General features: G+C 69.2%; 22 protein-coding genes and 1 pseudogene. 5 read left to right on the top strand and 18 right to left on the bottom strand.

Annotated features, from left to right (window positions below; genetic code table 11):
* Positions 1 to 98: 98 nt before the first annotated feature.
* Positions 99 to 263, bottom strand: a complete 165-nt coding sequence (locus tag DEJ50_RS21100) for a hypothetical protein (protein ID WP_223837852.1) — start codon at positions 261 to 263, stop codon at positions 99 to 101.
* A gap of 219 nt (positions 264 to 482) precedes the next feature.
* On the opposite strand from DEJ50_RS21100, the gene DEJ50_RS21105 reads away from it, so the two are divergent.
* Positions 483 to 2,030 (top strand): ATP-dependent RecD-like DNA helicase, encoded by a 1,548-nt coding sequence (locus DEJ50_RS21105; RefSeq protein WP_223837853.1) that lies wholly within the window; start codon positions 483 to 485, stop codon positions 2,028 to 2,030.
* 162 nt (positions 2,031 to 2,192) lie between these two features.
* Here DEJ50_RS21105 and DEJ50_RS21110 read toward each other — a convergent pair whose 3' ends face one another.
* The 4 genes from DEJ50_RS21110 to DEJ50_RS21125 all read right to left on the bottom strand — a co-directional run bounded on the left by DEJ50_RS21110 (position 2,193) and on the right by DEJ50_RS21125 (position 5,206).
* Positions 2,193 to 2,738, bottom strand: coding sequence for an HAD domain-containing protein (locus DEJ50_RS21110; protein WP_150209517.1), 546 nt, complete (start codon positions 2,736 to 2,738; stop codon positions 2,193 to 2,195).
* Positions 2,739 to 2,771: 33 nt separating this feature from the next.
* Entirely contained in the window at positions 2,772 to 3,464 is a 693-nt protein-coding gene (locus DEJ50_RS21115) for a class I SAM-dependent methyltransferase (RefSeq protein ID WP_150209518.1), read from the bottom strand.
* 1 nt (position 3,465) lies between these two features.
* Entirely contained in the window at positions 3,466 to 4,377 is a 912-nt protein-coding gene (locus DEJ50_RS21120; RefSeq protein ID WP_150209519.1) for a phosphotransferase, read from the bottom strand.
* A 79-nt stretch (positions 4,378 to 4,456) separates the two neighbouring features.
* Entirely contained in the window at positions 4,457 to 5,206 is a 750-nt protein-coding gene (locus DEJ50_RS21125; RefSeq protein ID WP_150209520.1) for a hypothetical protein, read from the bottom strand.
* Between the two features lie 223 nt (positions 5,207 to 5,429).
* On the opposite strand from DEJ50_RS21125, the gene DEJ50_RS21130 reads away from it, so the two are divergent.
* Together DEJ50_RS21130 and DEJ50_RS21135 are read left to right on the top strand one after the other, a co-directional pair.
* Positions 5,430 to 6,785 carry a tetratricopeptide repeat protein gene (locus tag DEJ50_RS21130; RefSeq protein WP_150209521.1) on the top strand — a complete coding sequence of 452 codons (1,356 nt, stop codon included), beginning with the start codon at positions 5,430 to 5,432 and terminating at the stop codon, positions 6,783 to 6,785.
* 1 nt (position 6,786) lies between these two features.
* The gene (locus DEJ50_RS21135) at positions 6,787 to 7,314 is read left to right on the top strand and encodes an NUDIX domain-containing protein (protein WP_150209522.1); all 528 of its coding nucleotides are present in this window, start codon (positions 6,787 to 6,789) and stop codon (positions 7,312 to 7,314) included.
* A 22-nt stretch (positions 7,315 to 7,336) separates the two neighbouring features.
* Here DEJ50_RS21135 and DEJ50_RS21140 read toward each other — a convergent pair whose 3' ends face one another.
* The 5 genes from DEJ50_RS21140 to DEJ50_RS21160 form a co-directional block, all read right to left on the bottom strand.
* Positions 7,337 to 8,515 carry a helix-turn-helix domain-containing protein gene (locus DEJ50_RS21140; RefSeq protein WP_150209523.1) on the bottom strand — a complete coding sequence of 393 codons (1,179 nt, stop codon included), beginning with the start codon at positions 8,513 to 8,515 and terminating at the stop codon, positions 7,337 to 7,339.
* Between the two features lie 21 nt (positions 8,516 to 8,536).
* Positions 8,537 to 9,346: a hypothetical protein gene (locus DEJ50_RS21145; RefSeq protein WP_150209524.1), complete on the bottom strand. Its 810-nt coding sequence runs from the start codon at positions 9,344 to 9,346 to the stop codon at positions 8,537 to 8,539.
* A gap of 248 nt (positions 9,347 to 9,594) precedes the next feature.
* A complete protein-coding gene (locus DEJ50_RS21150) occupies positions 9,595 to 10,290 on the bottom strand; it encodes a DUF6000 family protein (RefSeq protein ID WP_223837854.1) in 696 nt (231 codons plus the stop codon).
* Positions 10,291 to 10,293: 3 nt separating this feature from the next.
* Complete coding sequence (locus DEJ50_RS21155) at positions 10,294 to 11,025, bottom strand: HEAT repeat domain-containing protein (protein ID WP_150209525.1); 732 nt, start codon at positions 11,023 to 11,025, stop codon at positions 10,294 to 10,296.
* Positions 11,022 to 11,408, bottom strand: a complete 387-nt coding sequence (locus DEJ50_RS21160; protein ID WP_150209526.1) for a CPCC family cysteine-rich protein — start codon at positions 11,406 to 11,408, stop codon at positions 11,022 to 11,024. The genes DEJ50_RS21155 and DEJ50_RS21160 overlap by 4 nt, the downstream gene beginning before the upstream one ends.
* Before the next feature lie 406 nt (positions 11,409 to 11,814).
* Between DEJ50_RS21160 and DEJ50_RS21165 the strand changes: the two genes are divergently transcribed.
* Together DEJ50_RS21165 and DEJ50_RS21170 are read left to right on the top strand one after the other, a co-directional pair.
* Positions 11,815 to 12,096 (top strand): type II toxin-antitoxin system Phd/YefM family antitoxin, encoded by a 282-nt coding sequence (locus tag DEJ50_RS21165; protein WP_150209527.1) that lies wholly within the window; start codon positions 11,815 to 11,817, stop codon positions 12,094 to 12,096.
* Entirely contained in the window at positions 12,093 to 12,347 is a 255-nt protein-coding gene (locus DEJ50_RS21170) for a Txe/YoeB family addiction module toxin (RefSeq protein WP_150209528.1), read from the top strand. Before DEJ50_RS21165 ends, DEJ50_RS21170 begins: the two co-directional genes overlap by 4 nt.
* Before the next feature lie 127 nt (positions 12,348 to 12,474).
* Here DEJ50_RS21170 and DEJ50_RS21175 read toward each other — a convergent pair.
* The 8 genes and pseudogenes from DEJ50_RS21175 to DEJ50_RS21210 form a co-directional block, all read right to left on the bottom strand.
* A pseudogene (locus tag DEJ50_RS21175) lies at positions 12,475 to 12,728 on the bottom strand (type II toxin-antitoxin system RelE family toxin).
* Complete coding sequence (locus DEJ50_RS21180) at positions 12,721 to 12,918, bottom strand: prevent-host-death protein (RefSeq protein ID WP_150209529.1); 198 nt, start codon at positions 12,916 to 12,918, stop codon at positions 12,721 to 12,723. Before DEJ50_RS21180 ends, DEJ50_RS21175 begins: the two are co-directional and overlap by 8 nt.
* A 113-nt stretch (positions 12,919 to 13,031) precedes the next feature.
* On the bottom strand, positions 13,032 to 13,808 hold the full coding sequence (locus tag DEJ50_RS21185) for a phytanoyl-CoA dioxygenase family protein (RefSeq protein WP_223837855.1): 777 nt from the start codon (positions 13,806 to 13,808) through the stop codon (positions 13,032 to 13,034).
* 84 nt (positions 13,809 to 13,892) lie between these two features.
* Positions 13,893 to 14,618, bottom strand: coding sequence for an LmbU family transcriptional regulator (locus DEJ50_RS21190; protein WP_190344599.1), 726 nt, complete (start codon positions 14,616 to 14,618; stop codon positions 13,893 to 13,895).
* An 86-nt stretch (positions 14,619 to 14,704) separates the two neighbouring features.
* A complete protein-coding gene (locus tag DEJ50_RS21195; protein ID WP_150209531.1) occupies positions 14,705 to 16,027 on the bottom strand; it encodes a UDP-glucose dehydrogenase family protein in 1,323 nt (440 codons plus the stop codon).
* A gap of 34 nt (positions 16,028 to 16,061) precedes the next feature.
* Complete coding sequence (locus tag DEJ50_RS21200) at positions 16,062 to 17,384, bottom strand: MFS transporter (RefSeq protein ID WP_150209532.1); 1,323 nt, start codon at positions 17,382 to 17,384, stop codon at positions 16,062 to 16,064.
* Position 17,385: 1 nt separating this feature from the next.
* Positions 17,386 to 19,197 carry an asparagine synthase (glutamine-hydrolyzing) gene (gene asnB / locus DEJ50_RS21205; protein ID WP_150209533.1) on the bottom strand — a complete coding sequence of 604 codons (1,812 nt, stop codon included), beginning with the start codon at positions 19,195 to 19,197 and terminating at the stop codon, positions 17,386 to 17,388.
* Positions 19,198 to 19,232: 35 nt separating this feature from the next.
* Positions 19,233 to 21,086 (bottom strand): NAD-dependent epimerase/dehydratase family protein, encoded by a 1,854-nt coding sequence (locus DEJ50_RS21210; RefSeq protein WP_150209534.1) that lies wholly within the window; start codon positions 21,084 to 21,086, stop codon positions 19,233 to 19,235.
* Positions 21,087 to 21,183 lie beyond the last annotated feature (97 nt).

Raw genomic sequence — 21,183 nt, forward strand, 5'->3', positions numbered from 1 at the left:
GAAAGGCCGTCTGACCTGCGACGGAGCGGGTCGGGCGGCCTTTGCGGTCCGCGCGGAGTCCGCAGCGTGCTGACTTCGGTCAGCGCGCGGGGGAGCGGCTACGCCGCTTCGTCGACCTGCTGCTTGGCATCGGCGGACTGGTCCGCGTACGCCTTGTCGACGGCGGCCCGGGTCCGCTCCTCGGAGTCGGGCCACAGGTGGGTGTAGATGTTCAGCGTCATGGCCGCGTTGGTGTGGCCGAGGCGCTCGGAGACGGTCTTCACCGACTCGCCGTGCTTGCCTGACCCGCCGATCAGCAGCAAGCTGGAGCGAACGAGCCTCTAACGAGGCTTCGTCCGCAGCCGCAGTATTACTGGCAAGGCTGTGGCCGTCTCTCGGGGCTGAAACTGCAGTATGGCTGCATCCCGTTCGACACTATGCCGCTCTGCACCTCACTACCGGGGCATAACCCGCGGTATTGGGATCTCGTCGAGAGTCTCGGTGTGACCGAACGAAGCCATGAACTGCTCGCTCGGCGCGTAAAGAACAATGTGGAGCGTCACGGAATCCTCTACACGCCCGAGACCGATCTCGCGGAGCTCGGGGATGTTAACGAGTTGATCGAGGCATACAACAACAAGCTCTACTACAAGCACAAGGAGCGCCGTCTCGTACGGGACAAGGGGCACGTCTTTATCTGTGGTTACGAAGACGACACCGTCGCCATCGTCGAGAAGCTGCAAGAGCGCGCTTCGTCCGGAATCGACGGCTACAGCCAAGCCGTCGAACGCTGGCTCGACGAGACACCTCGCGGCATCGACGACGAGAGCAAGAGGGACGCGCTCAAGCTGTTGTTCAGCCAGTCGCACGTTGCGTTGATCTACGGCGCAGCCGGCACTGGAAAGTCGACGATGGTGGACCACATCGCGAACTACTTCAACGATAAAGAGAAACTCTTTCTCGCGCATACCAACCCGGCGATCGACAACCTCAAGCGCAAGGTGACTGCGCAGAACTCGACCTTCCGGACGATCAGTAGCCAGCTCTACAGAAGCGCCGCGGATCCAGAGTACGACCTTCTGGTTATCGATGAGTGCAGCACGGTCAGCAACACTGACCTACTCAAGGTGCTAGAAAAGACGTCTTTCAAGTTGCTCGTGCTTGTTGGCGACGTCTACCAGATCGAGTCCATCCAGTTCGGAAACTGGTTTGGCATCATCCGCTCCTTCCTCCCGAACACCTCGGTATTCGAACTGAAAAAGCCCTTCAGGACCAAGAGCGAATCACTCCTAGATTTCTGGGAAAAGGTCCGGAACACTGACGATGCCATCGCCGAGGCCATGGCTCGCAACGGATACTCGACCGTGCTCGACAAGACGCTTTTCGAAGCCCAAAGCAACGACGAGATCATCCTGTGCCTGAACTACGACGGTCTCTACGGCATCAATAACATCAACCGCTTCCTCCAGAGCAGCAACACCGGCGCTGAGACCACTTGGCGCGTCTCCACGTACAAAGTCGGCGATCCGATCCTCTTCAACGAGGCTGAGCGATTCCGGCCACTGATCTACAATAACCCGAAGGGTCGAATTGTCGATATCGAGCGCTTCCCTGGCCGGATCCAGTTCGACGTCGAACTCGATCGATCGGTCAGCGAATTCGACGTTGAAGGCGATGAGCTCGAATGGATGGGGGACGCGACTGTGCGATTCTCCGTCTACGAGCACGACATCAGTGACGAGGACGACGACTCACTGAACACCAGCGTGCCGTTCCAGGTGGCCTACGCAGTTTCGATCCATACGGCGCAGGGTCTCGAGTACGACTCCGTTAAGATCGTCATTACCGATGCCAACGAAGACGACATCACACACAGCATCTTCTACACGGCCGTCACTCGGGCGCGTGAGCGTCTGCGAATCTTCTGGACGCCAGAGACCCAACAAGCTGTCCTCAAGGGGCTGCACCGGAGCTCCAACCCGAAGGACGTCGCTCTTCTGTCTAGCCGTCGTGGCCTTACTCCGGTCGCTGGAACTCGACGATCCGCCTGACCCACTCGGCGCGATGGATGCGCCGCTGTCTCTGATCCCCAAGTCCGGCAAGGCAGTGGGCCCCTCCTGAGTCGAGCCTCGACTCCTACCCGCACCCAGGTACTCGGGCCACACAGCAAAGCTTGGTGCCCTCGCTGCTCGTGGCAGCGAGGGCACCAGTCGTCAGGCGGCGCGGGCTGTGGGTAACTGCGAGACCCATATCGTGAGCTCGGTCAGGTGCTCGGGCTGTAGCCCGAGGTGCGGGTTGGGCTGCACGATGAGGGTCGGCGTTCCCCTGACGGTGCGCTCCGCCGCCCAGGCGTGGTCGAGGCCGGTGAAGTCGTCGTCGATCCAGATAGCCGGGGCGTCGCCCAGCCAGGCGTCGAGGTGGTCACGCTTCCACAGGTAGCCGTTGGGGTGACTGGTGGTGATCTGGGGACGCGGCAGGTCGATGTACGGCAGCGCCGGGAGGCCCAGGAGGGGCCCGATGAGGGTGGTGGCGTCCTGGCGCCAGCTCGTGCACCAGACGGGGGTGACCAAGCCGGTGCGGATGACGTCCATGAGCAGGCGGCCGTGGTCGGGGTTGAGCCAGACCGTGACCGGGTTGTCGGCGCTGCGGCCGGCGGGGACGACGTCGTGGCGGGTGTGAGTGGCCGGGGTCGAGCCGTGCTCGTCAGGGAAGGGTATGAGGACGCCGTCGATGTCGATGAGCAGGTAGGGCGGGCGCATCGGTCCTCCAAGGGCCGGGGCGAGGGGCGGCGGTCAGAGCTTGCGAGCGCGGATCAGCAGGGTGGTGGGCCAGTGGCCCATGCGCGGGTCGTGGAACTCCTGGGCCGAGGTGAGCCAGAAGCCCGCCCGGCTGAGGTGCCTCTCCCAGCGGTCGGTGTCGAACTCCCAGCGGGCGATGGGGATCCGGGTGCGGTCGGGGAGGGTGACGTAGTCGCGGCGAGGCCGGTCGTCGCTGGAAGGGCTTCGGCCACCACGCTGCGGGTGGGGGACGGAGAAGGCGAGCACTCGTCCAGGCGTAAGGCGCTGGGCGATGGCCGGAAGCAGGAGCTCGGGAGCGACGAGACCGATGGCCCCGAAGACGGAGTAGATCGCGTCGAACTGCTCGTCGGAGGCGTGCAGGTAGTGCAGCGCGTGGCCGGCCACGAAGGTGAGGTTGTTCAGCCGTCCGTAATGGGAGCGGGCGCGGCGGACCTGGAGGCCGACCAGGTCGACGCCGGTGACGTGGGCGCCGTGGCGGGTGGCGAGGTGGGCGGCGTTGTGGCCGGGGCCGCAGCCGAGTTCCAGGAGTCGCTTGCCGCGCAGGTCGGGGCCGAGGACGTCAGCCCCGGGCCCCTGGCCGGGTCTCGTGGTCCATTCCATCCGTGCGGGTACGGACAGGGGTTCGGCGAGTCCGGCGGCGGTGCGCTGAGCGGCGTGGGCGTGCCAGGGGGATGCCTGGGCGAGCACGTCAGATCTCCAGGAGGTGGAGGACGTCGGTGAGGTGGCGGCGGACGGCCTTGATGTAGGCGGGGTCGGTGGCCGGGTCGTTGATCCAGCGGACGGCCTGCTCCATGAACCACTCGACGGCCCACATGCGGTGCCAGCCCAGGGCCCAGTGTTCGGCGGTGAGCCCGCCGCGCGGGGCGAGGGCGTCGGGGGTGCCGCCGGCGGTGACGTACTGCTCCAGGAAGACGCGGAGGCGGATGGGGTGCGGGGGCTCGATGGTGCCGTGCCAGCTGGCGAGGTCGAGCAGGCCGGGGCCGGTGAAGGAGCGGGCGAAGTCGAGCAGCCGCCAGCCGCGCTTGCCGATGTGGAGGCTGGTGGGGTGGAACTCGGAGTGCACCCATCCGAACGGTTCCAGCGTCGCTCCGGCCGAGCGGGCCTCGGCGGCCTGGGCGATACGGTCGAGCGCGTCCTCGACGTCGTCGGCGTCCTGCCACCGGTCGGCCTTGCGCAGCCGTTCGAGATGCTCCAGCGCCCGGGCCGGGAGCGTCCGCAGCCGGTCCTGGTCGAGGACGGGCAAGGGCGGAGCCGTACGGGTGCCGTGCAGGACCACGGCCGCGGCGACGCCGTCGAGGTCGTCAGCCTCGCGTACGGAGGGTCCGAGGTCCTCCATGAGCATGCCGAGCCAGCCGTCCAGGACGGCGGAGGCGTGGACCTGGGGGACGGGTGCGCCGAGGGTGTGGGCCAGGCGGAGGGCCTGATCCTCGCTGTCGAAGGGCTTCTTGGCGTACTTGAAGATGGCCGTGGAGCCGTCGGGGAAGGTCACGCGCTCAACGCCGGACATGGACCACACGCGTACCTCCTCCCGTACGGCGGTGGTCTGGCCGGTTGCGGTGAGCAGGTTGTCGAAGAGTTCGGCGCTGGGATTCGTGGTCACGTGAGAGCTCCGGGGAGGGGTGGTGGCGTCCGGGGCGGGCGAGGGATGCCAGCCCGCCCCGGAGCCTGATCGGGTGGGGTTACGCGGCGGGGTTCACGCGGTGGGCGTAGACCTGCTCGATCCAGGCCGCCTTGAAGGCCGCGAGGTCGTCGCGGAAGTTCGCCATCGAGGCACCGTAGGGCGCGACTACGCCGCCGGACTGGTCCGGCACGGACTGGCAGCCGTGCACGAGCCGGCCGCCGAGCGCGGCGTGGGCCTTGATGGACTCGATCCGGCGGTGCTCGTTGAACCAGCCGCCGTGGTAGACCTCGTCGAGCATCCCGCCCATCTCGTCGTCCAGGTCGAAGACGACGGAGGTGGCGGCGGGGAAGAACCAGCACGGTCCGACGTTGGAGATGTGCCCATCCAGCTCGACCTTGTTGAGCGCCATGAGCGTGGCCGCCTCGCGCAGCATCCGCAGGTGGTCGGCGGTGATCTGCGGCAGGCCGAGGCCGGCCAGGTGCTCGTCGCGGAAGAGGTACGCGTACACCTCGTACGCGGTGGCCAGGACACGGGCCGCGTCGGACGTGGATTCGCCGTGCTGCTTGATGAAGTCGAGCGCGAGCTGCTCGACCGAGCTCTCGGTCGTCTCGTCCACACCGAGGAGCTGGGCCTTGACCAGCTCCCAGTCGGCGACGAGCCAGGTGTTCGACTCGAAGCGGAAGAAGTACTCGGCCGGGTCGATCGTGATGCGCCGGCCGTCGACCTGGATGCCGGGCAGGCGGCTCCAGCGCGGGTCGAACGCCTCGGGCAGCTCGACCGTGATGGCCGTGGTGTCGATGGTGGTCACCGTGTCTCCGTCTCTGATCGGCCGGGTTCGGGCACAGGAATGCCCGAGCCCGGTGTGGGCGTACGGAACTTCGGGATGCCGCCCGGACCAAGGGGGAGCCTGGATCACGGTCGTGCCGTTCCGGGCGGCTGCTGATAAGTGAACCGTTGGTCACGCTCAGTGGGTACGGTGGAAGGCAGTTGAAGCGGTATACGCGGTTTACAGCTCCGGAGTGGAGGCGATCGTGGCGGCGCCGAGAGAACCCAACTCCCGTCTGCGCGACGTCATCGCGGCGGTCGACTGCACCTACGAGGCCCTCGCCAGAGACGTGCGGCGCATCGCGGCCGAGAACGGCGAGATCCTCCAGACCAACAAGTCGGCCATCTCGCACTGGGTGAACGGCACCCGCGCCCCGTCGGGCCGGGTAGGTCAGTACCTGTCCGAGGCGCTGTCCCGCCGAGCGAGGCGCATGGTCACCCAGACCGAGATCGGCCTCCAGGCCAGCGATGACGAAGCACCGACGGCATCCGATCCTGTCCTCGCCGCCACCGACCTGGGCCGTGCCGACGTCGAGCGCCGCCGCTTCCTCGCCATCGCGGCCTTCACCACCGCCGGCGTCGCCATGCCGCTCGGATACGACCACGAAGCCACTGCCCGCATGCTCCGCGCCCGCACCGGCACGTCCGTGGTCGGGGCAGAGGACGTGGACGTCGTACGGCAGATCACCGCGGCCTTCAGCGCCGCCGACGAGCGCCTCGGCGGCGGGCACGGCCTGACCACCGTCACCGCGTACCTCGCCGACACAGCCGCCCCCATGCTCCGCGGACGCTTCCCCAGCGAAGCCTTACGTCGGGCGGCCTTTGGTGCCGTCGCCGAACTCGCCTACCTCGCGGGGTGGAAGCACCACGACCTCGGCGAGGAAGGCGCCGCCCAGCGCTACTACCAGGTCGGCTACAAGCTCGCTTGCGAAGCCGACCCCCACGGCCACGCCGGGTGGATGATGCGCGCTCTCGCCCACCAGGCTCTGAGCCTCAAGCAGCCGCACCACTGCGTCGACCTCGTCGAAGGCGCCCTGAAGCGCGGCCTCGGCCACGTCGATGGCCAGACCGAGGCCCTCCTCCACATCACCCACGCCCGCGCCTACGCCGCCATAAACGAGAACCCGTCGGCCGCACGCGCCCTGCTCGCCGCCGAGGACGCCCTCCTACGGGACGACGGCCCCCAGCCCAGCTACTCCCGTGTGAGCGGCCCCGCCGCCGGCACCGTGGCCAGCCATACCGCCCGCACCCTCACCGACCTCGCCGACCACATCGGCACCGAGCAGCAGCACCGCGACGCCCTCACCCGTTGGGACCCCGAGAAGTACAAGCGCGTCCACGCCCTCACTCACGCCGACCTCGGTGACAGCCTCGCCGCTCAGGCCCGCGCCGACGAGGCCGTCGCCGCCTGGACCCAGGCCCTGGTCCTCATGGAGGGCATGACTTCCGACCGAGCCCGCAAGGCGATCACATCAATCCGCTCCACCCTCGCGGTCTACCAGCGCCGCCGCGTTCCCGGCGCCGCCGATCTCGCCCGCCGCGCTCGCGAGGCCCTCGCCTAACATGCCCAACAACCCGCCCGACGAAGGGAACACCGTGACCCAGCAGACCGACGATCAGCCGAAGGCCCTCAAGCCGGCGCTCGAATCGATGACCCTGCTGGTCGCCGCAGTCATCGTCCACGACAAGGCCACCAACCGCGTCGTCCTCCTCCAGCGCAGCGAGGACGCGAAGTTCGCCCAGGGCATGTGGGACCTCCCCGTCGGCAAGAGCGAGCCGGGCGAGCCGATCACCGAAACTGCGGTCCGCGAGCTCTACGAGGAGACGGGCCTCACCGTGAAGCCCGAGTCTCTCAAGGTCGCCCACATCATCCACGGAGCCTGGGGCGTCGAAGCCCCCAACGGCTTCCTCACGGTCGTGTTCGCCGCCCACGACTGGACGGGCGAACCCGAAAACCGCGAACCGCGCAAGCACTCCCAGGTCCGCTGGGTCGACGCAGACGCCATCCCCGATGCCTTTGTGGACACCACGGCAAGCGCTCTTCGCCAGTATTTGAACGATGGGGCGGCTGTCTCGTTGAATGGGTGGTGAATCGGCCGGGATGTAGGCATCCCTATTTGCCCGCCGAGCGAAAGAGCGAGATAACCCCGGATGGAAGATTCTCTTCGGGGTTAGGTTCCGTGGATTGAGGGCTGTCCCAGGTGGGGAAGCGTGACGTTACCACCCGGAATAGATCCAGGGGAACTCTGGCTTCGCCAGCCAGAACTTCTTCTCCTATCCCAACCTTTCCCAGAATTTCCACGGCTTTCGGGAAAAGAGAAGGCTGCTCGGTCACTGGCATCACGCCCGGCTCGCGCCGCCGCCACCCTTTTGAGGAAAGATAAAGGACTGCATTTCTGTAGGTCACATCACTCATTGCGCCCAGTTGTCGCGACCTGTAGAGCAGGGCCTGTAGGCTCACATTCCAGTCGGCCTTCAAAGCGCCGAGGGTTCTCCAGTCCGCTTTTGAGGGGAGTAGGTCTCGCATCTCGTCGGCAGGCATCAGGAACTCTGCGGCAAATCGATTGGCCTGGTTTTCCGTGATGCGATCTCCGGGCTCCGAGTCTACGTGCATGACCAAGTGTCCGAGCTCGTGTGCAACATCGAAGCGTTGGCGGAAGTAGTCGTTCTTGGTTGGATTCAGCACAACCGTTGGCCGATTGTCTGTTTCAAAGGAATATGCGTCAACCGCCGCCGTTTGGCTGGGGCTGTAGACGACAAGGACGCCACGATTCTCGGCCATCCTGACCAGGTGGCCGATCGGTCCAATCGGGATGTCCCAGTGCTTACGGAGGAGTCTCGCAGCTTGCTCGGGGAGATCGGTCTGCTCGTCCTCGACGTCGACACTCAGGCGCGGGATGTCGGGATTGGGAAACTCGACATGCCTCTCCAGGGCGGCGCCTACATCAGTAGCGACGAGCCCATAGGCGAACGCTTGGTCGCGAACCAGTTGTGATGTGGACCGCAGCGACCTGAAGTGCGGAACTGAGGATCCGGCTTCAGGACGCTGGGCCCCAGGGAGAAAGAACGAAGGGTCAACGCCGAGAGTCAAGCACAACTGGGCCACGGTGGCCGGAGCCGGCCGCTTGGAGTTGCTTTCGTAAGCCGCTACGGCAGTTGGGCTCTTGTCGATTTGAGCTGCCAGCGCATTCTTGCGAAGCCCCGCGAGTTGGCGAGCCAGCGTTAGTCGACGCCCGTCGAAAAGTCGCGAGGCGTCGCTTACGCGAACCTCCGCAGGACGACTATGCTCCATGACCATCCGCTCATTCCATGATTACTTTCCGTCGCCCTCCAGTACGTGACGGCGGAGTCGAACGGCCGCGTCAGGTACGGCGTCAAAGCCGCCTGGCGGCTTGGGTGCGATCGGCTTTGCACCCCTGCCGTAATCACCGAAGGGCGGCTTCAGTAGATCATGCTTCCAGTGCCACGCGGTGCCGCCCCCCTTGTTCAAACGAGAGCGCCCCAGGAAGAGTTCTCTTACGCCAAGCTCCTTCTGAACTGCGTGCGCGAGAACCAGCGTCGTAAGGTCGTCGGCGCTTTCATCGGCAGCTAGCAGAGTCGCCGCCATGACGTCCTGGAAGAGGTGGGCTTCATCCTCTTCCACGGGAAGCATCGGCTGATCCGTAGGACCCGGGAGGCGCTGGGCCGCGACGCGCCGCTTGGTGGGACTCTTCTGGGGCCATGGGATCGCGTTGCTCTCGCCGAAGGGAAAAGCTGCCTGGAGCCACCTCCAGTCGCCGAAGCGCCAGCCCGGAGAACCATTTAGGTTGGCTCGCCGAACCGCACCCGGAAGGAGTCGGGGCATACGCTCGAACTCTCCCGGGAGAAGGCCAGCTGCGACCGTATCGAGACCTGACAGCGCGTCGGCCGGCGAGCTGACGGAGTACTTGCCGCACGAGAAGACTCGATCCTGGCGGTCACGCAGAAACCCGTGGGCGGTGTATCCCACCCAACCTTGATCGTGCCCGGCGTCCGGGTCGTAGTCGCGCATGGTGCGCGCGTACGCAGACTCCGCCGCCCAGCTCATCGCTGCTAATACGCCAGCCTCTTCAAGGTCTTCCAGCGCATCCTGCTGCTCACTCATGAGGGGACTCTACACGACTCCAGTATCTAGCGCTGAAAACTGAACCATTGGCACTACGTCGCGTCGCCAAGTGAATCGATCATACGTTCTAGCGGGTGGCCTGGCCAGAGGTGCGGGGTCGGAGTCTGGGGCAAGTTGGCTGCGCCGCAGGACGGTTGTGAGGCGGTACTGACACATGCACCAGGCTGACATCCCGAGTGGCTGCATCGAAGGTGTGTGGCGGCCGGGCAGCTGCGGATACGACCAGTTCACAAGACTCCCTCACAGGTAGGCGGGTGCCCGACGCCGTGGCCAGGGGCCGCTGGTCCCGACTGCGTGCGGGACCAGCCGTTGGCGAAGTCGCATTGGAGGTCCGTCCAGCGGCGAAGCTCGGCGGGGGCGTAGGCGGGGTGGTCGCGGAGGTGGGTCAGGGCGTTGACCCACTGGTCCCAGAGGCCGCCGGGCGAGGTGAAGCGTTCGGCGTGGTGGGTGCCGAGGTGGGCGTCGAGGCGGAGGAGGGCGCCGAGGGCGGCGGACTGGTCGTAGCGGAGGTCGGTGCGGGGGAGGTAGCAGTCGAGGTAGGCGGTGAGGATCTCGGCGTCGACGTGTGTGCCGAAGCGGGCCAGGGCAAAGCAGTAGGCGCTGCCAGAGAAGCAGAACTCGCTGGCCAGGAGCAGGTCGCCGATGCGTTCGCGAAACGTGGCGCGTCGGCCTACGCCGATCAACCAGCCGGCGGTGAGGCGTGAGCGCCACTCGTAGCCGAGGAGGGCCTCCAGCTCGGCGTCGGTGATCGTGGCTGCGTCGTCGATGAGGTGGCGAGTGAAGCGTTCGGTGTGTGGCCACCCGGGCCGTAGGACGCGCCCGCTCTTCAGGTCGAAGTAGCGTGCGCGGCCCGAGTCCTTCCTTGCCACGTAGCGTTCGATCACGTAGCCGTAGCCGATCTCCTCGGGGTGCTGGAACGGCATCGGTCACCTCTCCGGGTGCAGGTCGGTGCGGTCGATCCAGGTGGGGGCGACGAAGATGTCGTCGCCGGCGGGGGTTTCGGAGGCTTCCAGGAGGGACCAGGTGCGGGACTCTTCGACCAGGTGCTCCCAGGGCGCGGTCCAGTCGAGTTCCCAGTCCAGGCCCGTGCCGGAGATGCCGTAGGTGCGGCCGGCGTCCACGCGCCAGAACTGGGAGTAGAGGATCACCTGTGCATGGTCGGCGAGGTCGTTGATGATTTCGGTGAAGTGGGCCGAGGGCCAGCCCGGGGCGTCGTCCGCAGCGGCGGCTCGTAGGCGCGCGGTGAGTGCTGGGACGACAGGCTTGCGGACGCCGAGTTCGGTCAGCGCCCAGCGGATGCCGACAGGCTCGGTCCAGTCCGGTGGGGTCGCCCCTTCCAGGCAGGCGCGGTAGGCGCGGCGCAGGGGCTCGACGGCGCCGTCGGTCTCCAGGCTCGCCAGGGCCATGGCCGCCCATTCGCGGACGGTCGGGTTCTCGCTGTCCAGTAGGCCGATGAGAGCGGGGCCGCAACGGGGATCGCCCACCTCCTCGAAGACCTCGATGGCGGTCAGCTGGCCGAAGCCGCCGAGGGAAGGCAGGCCGCTGATGATGCCGGGTATGGCGTCGGCGCCGATCCAGATCAGCTCCGCGCGGGCGTCGTAGGACTCGTCGGCCTTGCCGTCGAGCTGCTGGACGAGTGTCTCGATGGGGGAGGTCATGACGCGGAGTGGTCCCGGCGCCAGAAGGTGGGCAGCCACCAGCAGAGCGCCGAGCGGTCGTCGGGCCACGGGGCGCGGTCCTCGGCTGCCCAGTCCTCGAAGGAGTCCCGTGTCAGGTCGATGGGTCGCCAGGCGGGGTCGAGCGGCTCGTCCTCAGCCGGTGGGCGGACGTATCGGCGGCCGTGCTCGTCGCAAGCGCCGAAGTTCTGGTAGTTGCGCTGGGCCTCGATCAGGGAGACCTGGTTCGCTCCGCCGGGCATGGTCGGCCAGCGGAACTGGAGCCCGTCGTCCTCCCAGAAGCAGACAGGGCAGATCTCGTACGAGCCGGGCATCGCGTCCAGCACGCGGTGCCCGCAGCACGGGCAGGGGTAGGAGTCGCTCACCTGCGCAGTTTCGTTGCCGGTTCCGCCCGTGCGCCAGGGATTTCGCCGCCTCCGCCCCCCGGCCAGTCCGCAGCCAGTCCGCAGGACACCCGTAAACGGCCGTCGGGAGCCAACGCGTGCCAACCGGGAAACCCCAGGTCAGAGCCCTGGAGGAGGCTCCGCCGCAGGTCAGGATCTGGCCTCAGACATTCCGCTTCAACGTCTGAGCGGATGGAATAACACCACGTCGCTGACGTGGCAAACATGCAGGTCAGAAAGGGTCGACTCCTCCGGGAGTCGGCCCCTTGCTGTTTCGCGTGCTCGGATGATGCTGGGAGATCTGATTGCCCATCAGTCAGTCGCACCCGCCGGAAGGGTGTCGATAGTGGTACGTTATTAGGTACCACTTGACAGGTGAGGTCGGAGCATGTCGATAACCGCGAGCGACGCCCGCAAGGCTCTCTTTCCGCTGATCAAGAAGGTCAACGAAAATCACGAGGCCATCGAGATCGTCTCCAAGCACGGCAATGCCGTACTCGTCTCGGCCGAGGACTATGCGGCGCTGCGCGAGGGCTCGTACCTGCTGCGCTCCCCGGCGAATGCGCGCCGCCTGCTCAAGGCGTACGAGAACGCCCTGGCGCACATCAACGTGTCGGAGCGGGAGCTGATCGATCCGGATTCGGCGGACGCGGGTGCGGGTGCCGCGTGAGGCTTGTCTTCGAGGGTCAGGGCTGGGATGACTACACATCCTGGCTCAAGAACGACCGCAAGATGCTCGCCCGGATCAACAAGCTGATCGAGGACGTCAGGCGCGACCCGTTCACCGGCATCGGTAAGCCCGAGCCGCTGAAGTACCACCTGCCTGGGGCATGGTTGCGGCGGATCGACGACGAACAACGTCTCGTCTATCTGGTGACGGACAAGGAGATCGTCATCCTCGCGGCCAGGTACCACTACTGACTGCCCGGGTGGGCCTCCCGTGCTGGGATGGTGCTGGGATGGATTTCTGCGTGGACAAACGGCCTGACCTGCGAGAAAGCAGGTCAGGCCGTTGCGTTGTCCGAAGAACCTGGAGCGGTTACGTGTCTTAGACCGTGGAACGGTGTCCGACGTGTACGACCCAGACCACGAGCTCCCCGTTGTCGATCGTGTAGACGACTCGGTAGTCGCCGACTCGCAGTCGGCGGCGTTCCGGCTGCGACACGAGCGCGGTCGTGTCGGAGCCGAGGGGGTCGCTCTCCAGCTCGGTCAGCTTGGCGAGGATGCGCAGTGCCATGTCGCGAGGGATCTTCCGAAGCTCGGCCTGCGCCTCGGTCGGAAGACGGTTCGGTACTCACTCACCGCGCGCCAGCGTCTCCCGCATGATGTCCTCGATGGGGATGCCGGGTGCAGGGTTGGCCATGCGCTCGTCGATGAGCCGGTTGATCTCGCGCTCTTCCCACTCCTGGTCGTCGCGGTCCGCGCGCTCCACGACCTCCGCCAGGTGGGCGCGCACGTTGCGGATGGACTCTCTGGGCAGCGGCTGCGTCATGAGTTCAAACGTATCGAGTGTGCCATGTGTACCCGTTTCTTCGGCGTTGGACGAGTGCCACTGGCGACGGGGCCGGGAGGGAGGGGGCGGCCTCCCTCCCGGTGGGGGTGGGGTCAGGGGGTGGTTGCGGTTGAGTTGCGGATCTTGCGGATGTTTTCGTTCAGGCCGTGGTCGGCGCCCTGGGCGCGTTCGAGGTCGACCATGGCCGCCGGGCGGTAGTTGAGGATGTACGCGCGCCGGGCCCGGGCCGTTGTGTTGCCCCGGGAGGAGTGCAGGGTGCCGCCGGCGTGGGCGACGCCGTGGCCGGCCGGGAGGGGGACCGGGGTGGCGCCGGGCTCGGTCTCCGAGCAGTCGCATTCGATGTTGCGGCCGTCGCTGGTGGGGCGGTGCGGGCGGAGCGGGAGCTCGTGGGAGCCGCGGACGTACCACATGCAGCCGTTGTCGACCGTGGCGTCGTCGAGGGCGATCCAGATCGAGACGGCGCGGGTGTCGGGGAGGTCGACCCAGTACGCCATGTCCTGGTGCCACGGCGTGGCCACGCCGGAGTACGGGTCCTTGTGGATCAGCATGTCGAAGTCGAGGACCGCGTCCTGGCCGATGAGCTCGCGGGCCGTCTCCAGGGCCCGCCGGTGCAGGGGCATCTCGCGCAGTGCCGGGTGGAGGGCGGACGGCCACATGATCTGGGTGATGTTCTCCCGGCCGCCGTCCCGCCCGCCGACATGGCTGCCGAGGTCGGAGCGCTTGTCGCCGCTTTCGATCGCACCGCTGAGGAACCGGTCGTAGATTTCGCGGTACGTCTCGATCTCGGCCGCAGTGAGAAGCCGGCCGACCTCTGCGAAACCGTCCTCCTTGAATACGCGTGCCAGATCGTTCCCGGTCTCCGTCGTCACTGCGCTGAACCTGCCCCTCGTGCGAGTGTGAAACGCCATTTCCCTTTCGAATGCAGCGAACGTAGTGAGAGGGGTTCGGGATGGTCAATGGTCTTGGGTCGGGGCCGAGTTGGGGGATGCTCCAGGACCTGCTGCGGAATCCAGGGCTTCGATGATCCAGTGGGATAAATCCCGGTCGGCGCGCCGGGCCGCGGCTTCCCAGCGGCGGTGGCGTTCCACGGAGACGGGGAGCCGCAATTCGGTGTCCGCCGGGGAGGTTGGGCCGGAGGGTGCGGAAGCGGCACCTGCCCTGATGCGGCGGCGCAGTTCGTTGCGGGACCAGCCCGCCGCCCCGGCGCGGTCCAGCCACATGTCCTGGAGGGCCGGCGGCATGGCGGCGACCTCCGCGTGGTGCTGCATGCTCAGGCCCGGCCGGCGGCGGTCCGGCGGGAACTTCCGGGCGATCCAGGCGTAGTTGCGCAGGGTCTGGTAGTCGAGGGAGGTGCCGTCGATGGCGTGGCGGTAGCGCTCCGGGAAGCGGTCCTGGCCGTAGACCAGCCAGTCGCCCAGCCACCAGACCGCGGAGTCGGCGGTCGCGGTGAGGGCCTGGCCGATGTTCAGCCAGTCGTCGATGTTCAGCCGGGCGGGGAGCCGCAGCGAGATCCGGTCCGTACGGGGGGCCGCCGGCGCCCCGCCCCGGGCCGCGCGGCCCGCGGGGGTCCAGGCGGGCGAGGGGCCCCTCTGCGTACTGCGCGGGACCGGCCCTGCCGCCCCCGCCGCCCCGACCACCCCGGCCGCCCCAACTGCTCTGAGATCAACAGGACTTCGCATTGGCGCCTCCTTGATCGATTCGCGTCGATCATGGTGGCCGGATCGTGCCCTGACAAGGTCCAGACCAATGGTTCGTCAGTACCGGCTCAGGGGCGGCCCATCGCCCGGTACTCCCAGCCCGCCGCACGCCACCGCGCCCCGTCGAGCGCATGCCGGGCGTCCACGATCCGCCGCTCGGCGACCTCCGCAGCGAGGTCCCCGGGCGCCAGCTCCGCGTACTGCCGCCACTCCGTGAGCAGCAGCACCACCTGGGCGTCCTGCGCCGCCTCCGCCGCCGAATCGGCGCAGTTCAGCATGGGGTACGCCTTGCGTACGCGGTCGAGGGCGACCGGGTCGTGTACGGACACCACCGCGCCCTGCCGCTCCAGGGCCGCCGCCACGGCGAGCGCGGGCGAGTCCCGGATGTCGTCGGAATCCGGCTTGAACGCCGCCCCGAGCGCCGCCACCTTGCGTCCGGCGAGGCTGCCCCCGACCAGCTCCCGCGCCAGCTCCACCACCCGCTCCCGGCGGCGCAGATTGATCGCGTCCACCTCGCGCAGGAAGCCCAGGGCCGGCCCGGCGCCCAGTTCCTCGGCGCGCGCCCACAGTGCCCGGATGTCCTTCGGCAGGCATCCCCCGCCGAACCCGAGGCCCGGGCGCAGGAACCGCCCGCCGATCCGCTCGTCGAGGCCGAGCGCCTCAGCCAGTTGGAGGACGTCCGCACCCGCGGATTCACAGACCTCCGCCATGGCGTTGATGTACGAGATCTTTGTGGCGAGAAAGGCATTGGCGGCACTCTTGACCAGCTCCGCGGTCGCGAAATCCGTCACCACATAGGGGATTTCCCCGCCGAGGGGTTCGTACACCTCGCGGAGAATCCGTTCGGCGCGTGCGCTCCGCACTCCGAGCACAATGCGGTCCGGGCGGAGCGTGTCCGCCACCGCAAATCCCTCGCGCAGGAATTCCGGATTCCATGCGAGTTCCGCCCGGGCACCGGCCGGCGCCTGCCGCGTCATACGGGCGGCGAGCCTTTCCGCGGTGCCCACCGGAACGGTGGACTTCCCGACGACCAGGCAATCCCGTACGAGATGGGGGGCGAGGGAATCCACCGCCGCATCGAGCTGCCCGAGATCGGCCGCCAGTCCGTCGGGCCGCTGGGGGGTGCCCAGGCACAGGAAATGCACCTCGCCGAACGCCCCGGCCTCCTCATAGGAGGTGGTGAAGCGGAGCCGGCCCGACCGCACACCGCGGTGCAGCAGATCGCCCAGACCCTGCTCGTGGATGGGGAGTTCGGCCCGGTTGAGGCGGGCGACCTTCTCCGCATCGATGTCGAGGGCGAGGACCCGGTGGCCCGCCTCCGCCATACAGGCGGCGTGGGTGATGCCGAGGTACCCGCTCCCGATCACCGTCATGCGGTACCGCTTGGGCATGTTCCTGTCCTTCGGTGGGGTGTGGTGGGGGTGGTCATACGGATGCGGCGTCGCGGGCCGCCGCCGCCGGCGCTGCGCGCCGCAGTCGCCGGACCGGGGTCGTGACGATCAGCGCCGCCGCGCACCCGGTGCTGATCAGGGCCGCGAGCAGCAGCAGTTCACGGATGCCCGCGACCGAGCTGGCCGGGCCGGCGATCACCTGGCCGAGCGGAACGGCGAGGATCGAGCCCGCGATCTCGTACGCGGAGACCCGGTTGAGCCGGTCCTCGGGGATCTGGGTCTGTACGGTGGTCGCCCACTGCACGCCCCAGAAGGCCCAGCCGGTGCCGCTCACCGCGTACCCGAGCAGCAGCACCGGCAGCCCGAGGTCCGGGGCGAGGCCGGCGGCCAGCGGCATCATCGGGAACAGGAACATCGCCACCGCCCCGCCGAACAGCGGTCGCACCGGCCGGATCCGGATGGCGACCAGGCCGCCGATCACGCACCCGGCCCCGAACGCGCCCTCCGCATAACCGAACGCGGCGCTCCCGTGCGCCCCGGTGACCGAGGCCGCGCCGAGCGGCACGATCGGGCCCCAGACGAAGACGCCGAGCACCCACCAGATCAGCACGACCGCCCACAGCCAGGACCGCGACCGGAACTCGTGCCAGCCGGTCTTCAGGTTCTCCAGGGTGGACGCCGAACGGTCGACCTCGTACGCGCCGAGGCGCAGTGCGAGCAGGCTCAGCCCGCTGGCCGCGAAGGTGCCCGAGGTGGCCGCGAACGCCCAGGCCGGAGAGGCCGCCGCGACCAGGAGCCCGGCGAGCGCCGGCCCCGCCATGGTGGAGATGCCCTGAGCCACCCGCAGGACTCCGTTGGCCTTCTGCGGATCGGCGGCGACCTGGGGGACCAGGCCGTTCACCCCCGGCTGGAACATCGCGGTGGCGAGCCCGCCGAGAGCGGTCACGCCGATCAGGAACCACAGTCCGGGCCGCCCGGTCGCGAAGGCCACGGCCGTCGCGCCGATCAGAGCGCACCGCACCGCATCCGCCGCGATCATCAGCGGTCGCGGGTGGACCTGGTCCGCCAGTACGCCGCCGAACACCACGAACAGCGCGAACGCCCCCATCCAGGCACCCAGCGCGTACCCGACGGCACTCACCCCGTACCCGAGCGCCAGCATCGCCACCGAGAGGGCGACGGGCAGCATCGCATCGCCGAGCAGCGAGGCGATCCGGGCCGTGAAGTAGAGGGTGAAGTTGCGCGTCCACAGCGGCGCAGCGCCCGCGCCCGAGGCAGCGCCCGCGCCCGAGGCCGGGGCGGTGCCCGAGCCGGTGCCGGAGGCCGCGCCCGAGGCCGGGGCCGGGGAGTCGGTCATCTCAGAGCTCCACCCGGACGCCGTACGTCCGCAGCCAGTCGTCCAGTTGCAGCGCCGTCTCCAGCACCGCCCGGCCGACCCCCTCCAGGGCCGTCGCCTGCCGCAGGCCCTCCGCCAGCAGCGGCAGCACCGGGCTGTCCCCGGCGCGTACGACCGCGGCGAGCCGCTCCCGCAGCACCCGGTCGTAGGCCTCGTCCCGCAGGTTCGGGTAGGGGGTCTTGACCCGCATCGCGACCTGCTCCGGCAGCACGTCGCGCAGCGCGGCGCGCAGCACGCTCTTCTCCCGGCCGTCGTGGGACTTCATCGACCAGGGGATGTCGAAGGTGTACGCCAGCAGGCGCGGGTCGGCGAACGGAACCCGGATGTCCAGGCCGGCGGCCGTGCCCAGCCGGTCGAGCCGGTCGAAGAGCACCCGCGAGTGCCGGGTCAGCGCGAGATAGGTGACCTCCCGGTGCCGTGCCTCGGCCGGATCGGCGACGGCCGCCCGCGCGTCCACCTCGGCGATCGCATCGCGGTGGCAGTCGTGTTCGTACGCGGCGAGGTCCAGGGTCGCCAGCAGCCCCGCGTCGAAGACGGCGGCCATGCCGTCGAACCGGGCGCGGCCCTCCTCCACCCACGGGAAGGTGTCGGTGTGCACCCAGCGGTCGAAGCGCTGCCAGTTGTAGCCGCCGAACACGTCGTCGCCGAGCTCGCCGGAGAGCGCCACGGGAGCGTGCTCGCGGGCGGCCCGGAACAGGCTGAGCAGCGAGGCGTACTGGTCGCCCTTGTTGATCGGGACGTCGTACGCGGCCAGCACGTCCGCCCGCAGCCGCGGGTCGAGGAGGTCGAGGCCGGCCAGGGAGATCTCGTGGTGGTGGGTCCCGGCGTGCCCGGCCATCAGGCGCGCGTACGCATGGTCCTCGTTGCCCGAGGTGCCGTCCGGGTCCTCGGCGTCCTGGTCGTTGACCGCGAGACTGCGGACCGGGCCGGTTCCGAGCCCGCTCGCCGTCCGCGCGGCGAGGGCCGTCAGCGAGCTGGAGTCCAGGCCTCCGGACAGCAGCGAGGCGGGCGGCTCGCCGGCCGGCCCGAACTGCTCCGCGACCACCGTCTCCAGCAGCTCCCGCACGGTGGCGACGGTCTTGTCCAGGCCGTCCGGGTGCTCCCCGGCCCGCAGTGCCCAGTACCGCCGCTCGCTCGGCCGGTGCCCCCGCCCGACCCGCACCACGCACCCGGGCCGCACCTCGTACATGCCCCGGAACATCGCATGGCCCGGCACCCGGGCGATGGAGAGGATGTCGCGGAGCCCGCCGGCGTCCACGGCCGGGGTGAAACCGGGGTGCGCCAGGATCGCCTTCGGCTCCGAGCCGAACAGGACGCCGTGCTCCGTCGGCGCGTAGAACAGCGGCTTCACCCCCATCCGGTCGCGGACCAGGAACAGCTCCTCGCGGCGCTCGTCCCAGAGGGCGAAGGCGTACGTGCCCTCGATCCGCTCGGCGCACTCCTCGCCCCACTGCTCGTACGCGCGCAGCACCACCTCCGCGTCGGCATCGGACCGGACGTCGCGGCCCAGCGAACGCAGCCGGGCGCGCAGCGCCTGCGCATTGCCCAGACGGCCCGCGAAGGTGAGGACGGTGCGGCTGCCCGCGGCATTGCCGGTGGCCAGCGGCTGTACGTCGGAGGGCGAGGTGCTCCGGTGGCCGAGGGCGGCGTGGGCCGACCGCCAGAGCCCTTCGCCGGCCGGACCGCGCCCGGCGAGTGCCGAGGTCATGACGCCTATGGGGTCGAGGTTCCCGGAAGTGGGGGAGAAGTCGACCCAGCCGGCTGTCGCTGACATGCGAGTGAACCTTTCTGCAGGCGGGTTGGGGCTGGTCAGGAGCCGGAGGCAGGGGCAGCGGGAGAGCCGGGGGCGGTCTCGTCGTAGTCGCCGTGGATGTCGCAGGCGTACCACTGGGCGAGCGCCCGCATCGCCTCCATGACCGGGGCGGTGGGCCGCCAGCCGAGCTCGCGCTCGATCAGGCCGGTGGCCATGGACCAGCGCGGGGAGAGCGGGACCTGGCTCCACTCCCAGGGGGTGCGCCGTGAGACATCGGCGAGCAGCCCGGCGAGCTCCACCTCGCCGTGCCGGGCGGACGCCACGTTCAGGACCGGCCGGGCGGGCGGGGCGGCGAGCACGGCACGGATCGCGTCCGCGAGATCGCGGTGGTCCAGGATCTGGTGCACACCCTGTGGGTCGAGCAGCAGCGGCCGGCGCGTCCAGGCCAGGTCCACCCAGCGCACACAGGCGGTGGACGCGGGCGCGTGCGGGCCCACCGGGTCGGCGATCCGCAGCACCTGTACGGGGATCCCGGCCGTCTCGCCCCACTCCCGGCAGCGGCGTTCCTCCTCCCACCAGCCGCGGGCCACGTCGTCCTGCGGGGCGTCGGGGCCCACCGCCTCCTCGGCGAGCTCGCCGGGGGCGCTTCCGCGGTACACCGCGGCCGATCCCAGGTACACGAACCGCTCCGCCCCGGCGGTACGGGCGGCGTCCAGGGCCGCTGCGAGGCCGGCGCCGTCGCCGCTGCCGAGGTGGACGGCGGCACGGGCCCGGAGCCCCAGATCGCCGAGGGTTCCCGCCAGCTGCCGGCCGAACCCGCCGTCCCCGCCGGTCACCAGGACCGAGGGGACCGAGGAGCCGCCGCCGGCCGACCGGGTCCCACCGGCCAGGCCGGACGCATCGGCCCGGCGGCCCTCGTCCATGGCCGCGAGTGCCAGATCCCTGATCACGGGCGCCATCGCCAGGAGCTCCTCGGCGGTGTGCTCCTCGCACAGCCCGCCGGGACCCAGCGTCTCCATTACGGCAGCAGCGGTCCGCCGGTCGGGCTCCGGCGCCCCGGCACCGGCGAGCACCACCCCGAGCGCGTACCCGGTCAGCCACACGGCACGGGCGACCCGCTCGCCGAGCTGCTGCCGGGCCGGGCCGGTCCCCGGGGCCCCGTACCCCGCGAGGCAGCCGTCCAGGGTTCCGGTCCGGCGCAGCCAGCGCTCGGTCTCCAGGTACTCCCAGCTGCCGGTGTCCGCATCCCGCACGGCACACCGGGCGTCCCCGTACTGGTAGAACGGCACGACCGCGAACCGGGGGCAGTCACCCGCCCCGGCGTCCTCGGGGGCCGTCCCCTCGAACCAGGTCGCCTGCCGGAACCCGTGGTAGCTGTTCCCCGCCAGGCTGGGCAGCGCGTCGTGCTGCACCGTGCTCGGCGTACAGAAGCGGACCGGCACCCCGCGCTCGTTCAGGAACCGCTGCACGACCACGTCGTACGGCCAGCCGCCGCCGTGCCGCTCCTGGAACTCCCCGTACTCGCGGGCCAGTTCGGCGGGCAGCAGCAGCGCCTGGCACGGCACGTGCTCCTGCAGGGTGTACGCCCAGCCGGCACCGGTCAGCGCGGCGAGCCGGGCGACCGCTCCGTTACGGGCCTCCCAGCCGCCGTAGAAGGAGATCGCCTCCCCGGCGGGCGCGGCGGCTGCCGCCCGCTCGACGTGCTCGTAGAACCCCTCGGCGAGCACCACATCGTCCTGGAGCACCAGGTGGTGCGTGGCGTCCGGTGCGACACAGCCCCAGGACACCAGTGCGGTGCGCAGCGCCGTCGGCCGCCCGTCCGGGTCCGGGTCGGTGGTCACCAGGATCCGCCCCTGCGGGTCGGCCTCGGCGAGCCGGCGGGCCTCCTCCATCCGCTTCGGGTGCGCCATCACGGCACCGCTCAGCCTGATCCCTGCCCCATCACGGCCCACGGGTCCCACGTCTCCACCTCAACACCAACGATCGACACGGCTCTCACCGAGCCCC

This window comes from Streptomyces venezuelae (genome assembly GCF_008642295.1).
GTDB classification, from domain to species: domain Bacteria; phylum Actinomycetota; class Actinomycetes; order Streptomycetales; family Streptomycetaceae; genus Streptomyces; species Streptomyces venezuelae_C.